At 77.9% G+C, this 2,656-nt stretch carries 2 protein-coding genes; one reads left to right on the top strand and one right to left on the bottom strand.

Annotated elements, in window-relative coordinates; genetic code table 11:
* Window positions 1–404: 404 nt before the first annotated feature.
* Complete coding sequence (locus ACJOT3_RS33975) at window positions 405–1,475, top strand: TetR/AcrR family transcriptional regulator (RefSeq protein ID WP_406977233.1); 1,071 nt, start codon at window positions 405–407, stop codon at window positions 1,473–1,475.
* A 341-nt stretch (window positions 1,476–1,816) separates the two neighbouring features.
* On the opposite strand, the gene ACJOT3_RS33980 is transcribed toward ACJOT3_RS33975, so the two are convergent.
* Window positions 1,817–2,554: a hypothetical protein gene (locus ACJOT3_RS33980; protein WP_406977234.1), complete on the bottom strand. Its 738-nt coding sequence runs from the start codon at window positions 2,552–2,554 to the stop codon at window positions 1,817–1,819.
* Between the last annotated feature and the right edge of the window lie 102 nt (window positions 2,555–2,656).

Here is a 2,656-nt window from a genome sequence, read left to right on the forward strand (position 1 = left end):
GGCCGCGGACGTCCGGTGGCGGCCCCCACGTGTCGCCGGGAGGTGACGGTGGCGAGTCGCCGAAGCACCGAACGTGACGCACACCCTAGGTCGGTGTGACGCGCTCCGCAAGACTCCGACAGGATCTTGCAAAAAATCAACGAGCAATCGGCATAAGAAAACTCGATCAAGGAAAATCCGGTACCTGGGCGAGGGCGGCACGGACCCCGCCCGTGCGGCCGTGCGCGACCGTACGGGGCGCCCGCTCTTTCGACCGTTCGACCGGGCCCTGGGCCTGGAACGGGGGTTCCTCGCGGCTCGCCCCCATTTCAGATGACGGAATCATTCGGGTGCTGTGGACATCCGAGTGTCGAGGGCATCTCAACGTAGGATCGGGTGGACGGCACCAGACACGGGGGAGGGGCATGGTCCGGCTCACGAGGGCACAGCAGCAGGTCCGCAACCGCGCGCGGGTGCTGGCCGCCGCCGCGGAGGAGTTCGCCGAGCGGGGGTACCGCGACGCCAAGATCGACCGCATCGCGGCCCGGGCCGACCTCACCCGGGGGGCGGTGTACTCCAACTTCCCGGGCAAACGCGCCCTCTACTTCTCGGTGCTGGCCGACGCCGCCGAACGCTCCGAGCCCCCTGCCGCCGCCTCTGATCCCGGCGCCGACCCGGCGGCGGCCCTGGGCGCCTTCGCCCGTGCCCGGCTCTCCCGCATCCCGCTCACCGGGTCCGACGAGCCGCTGGGCACCGCCGCCGGGCTCACCCCGGAGGTGCTGTCCGACGCCCCGGTGCGCCGCCTCTTCGCGCAGCTGGTCCGAGTGGAGGCCGTCCTGCTCGCCCTGTCCCTGGAGGCCCTGGCCGGGGACGGCCGCCGCCGGGTCCGCCAGGCGCAGGCCGTCCTCACCGTGCTCCGCGGCGCCGAGCACACCGCCGCCGTCGCCCCGGGCACGGTGGACCCCTTCACGGTCATCCGCACCTGCGAGCACCTGGCGGGGCTGGACCTGGACGACACCGAGCCGCCCCACCTGGCCCACATCGCCCCGGCCGAGCCCGCCGACGACCCCTGGGAGCCCCCGGACGCGGTCGACCCGGCCACCGGGGAACCGGTCGGGTTCGGCGCCGACGGCGTGGTGGCCGTGCTGGGGCCGGGCCGCCTCGAAGCGGTCGAGGACGCGCTGCGCGCCGCCGCCGACACCGACGCGGTCACCGCGGTCCTGGTCACCGACGACCCGGCCGAGCACGGGCCGCTGCTGCACGCCGTCCTGGTGGACCTGTACCGTCACCTGGCCGCGGCCTTCCCCGCCCGCGCCCTGCCCCGGGCAAGGCTGGTCGTGGACCCCGTCGGCGCCGTGGCCGCCGCGGCCGGGGCCGCCACCGCGGAGGACACCGAGGTCGCGCTGCGCATCGGCGGCGGCCGGATCACCGCCCGCGCCACCGGCCGCGGCGCCGCCCACGCCGCCGCCACCACCCGCACCCTCGCCCGCCCCTGACCGCCTGAGACACCGCCCGCGCGCCGCCGTCTCCGACGGCTCGTGCCGTCGCCCGCATCCCCGCCCGTCTGAGACGCCGCCCGTACCCCTGTCACCTCTGACGACTCGTGCCGCCGCCCGCGCCCCGCCATTGTTGACGGCCCCGCTGCCGTCCGCACTCCCGCCCGCCCCTGACCGCCTGATACGCCGACCGCGCCACCGCCATCTCTGACGGCCCGCGCCGCCGTCCGCAGTCTCGACCTGTCCGCCGGCGCGGGGGAACGCCCCGGCCGCCGCGGGGCCCCGGCCGGGCGCGCTCCCCGAGCCCGGGGTGTGCCACCCGGGGCCCAGGAGAGGGCGGGTCAGGCGGTGTCGCCGAGGGCGCGCAGGACACGGGCGCGCTCGGGGTCCACACCCCGGCTCCGCAGGCGGGCGGCCTCGGCGGGGGAGAAGCCCGCCGCCGCCCAGGCGGCGACCTCGCCGCGCGGGACGCCCGCGTCCCACCAGGCGCGCAGCAGCTCCACCGCGTCGGTGCCCAGGGAACTCGCCTCGGCGGCGGTGAACCCCAGCTCGCGCAGGATCAGCGCCCGCGCCGGGTCGATCCCGGCCCGGGCCCAGGGCACCGCGTCCGGCCCGGCCCAGCCGGTGTCCGCAAAGGGGCGGGCGGCGGCCGCGGCGACCCCGGCGGCCAGCAGCGCCCCCATCGCCTCCCCGCCCCCGCCTTCGGCGGGGGCCGCCGGAGAGCGGCGCCGCCGCAGCCACCGGTGCAGGAGGCCGCGGGGCCCCGGGCGCTCGCCCGCCAGGTGCCGCTCGGCGGCCTCCGCGTGCGCGTACCCCAGCTCGTGCCAGCGCACCGCGTCCTGCGGCGTCATCCCCGCCCGCAGCAGCGGCCGCACCGTGTACGGGGTCAGCCCGGCGGTCCGCCAGGCCAGCGCGGGGCCGGGCCGGTACACGCCCGCGGCCCGCCACCGCTCGGCGTCGGCCAGCGCGAACCCGGAGCCGATCCACCGCCGCGCCTCGCCCACCTCGAAACCGCGCGCGGTCCACTCGTGCAGGTCCTCCGGCCGCTCCGGGCCGTCGGGATCGAACAACGTCTCCATGGGATGTCCCTCTCTCTCGAAGTCCTCGCCCCCGGCTGCACCGGCGGGCGGCCACCGTCGGCCGGGCGCCCCGGGGGTGGCCGGGCCCCGGCTTCACCGGCG

Origin of the sequence: Nocardiopsis protaetiae, from assembly GCF_045446735.1 — a bacterium.
Classification (GTDB): domain Bacteria; phylum Actinomycetota; class Actinomycetes; order Streptosporangiales; family Streptosporangiaceae; genus Nocardiopsis; species Nocardiopsis protaetiae.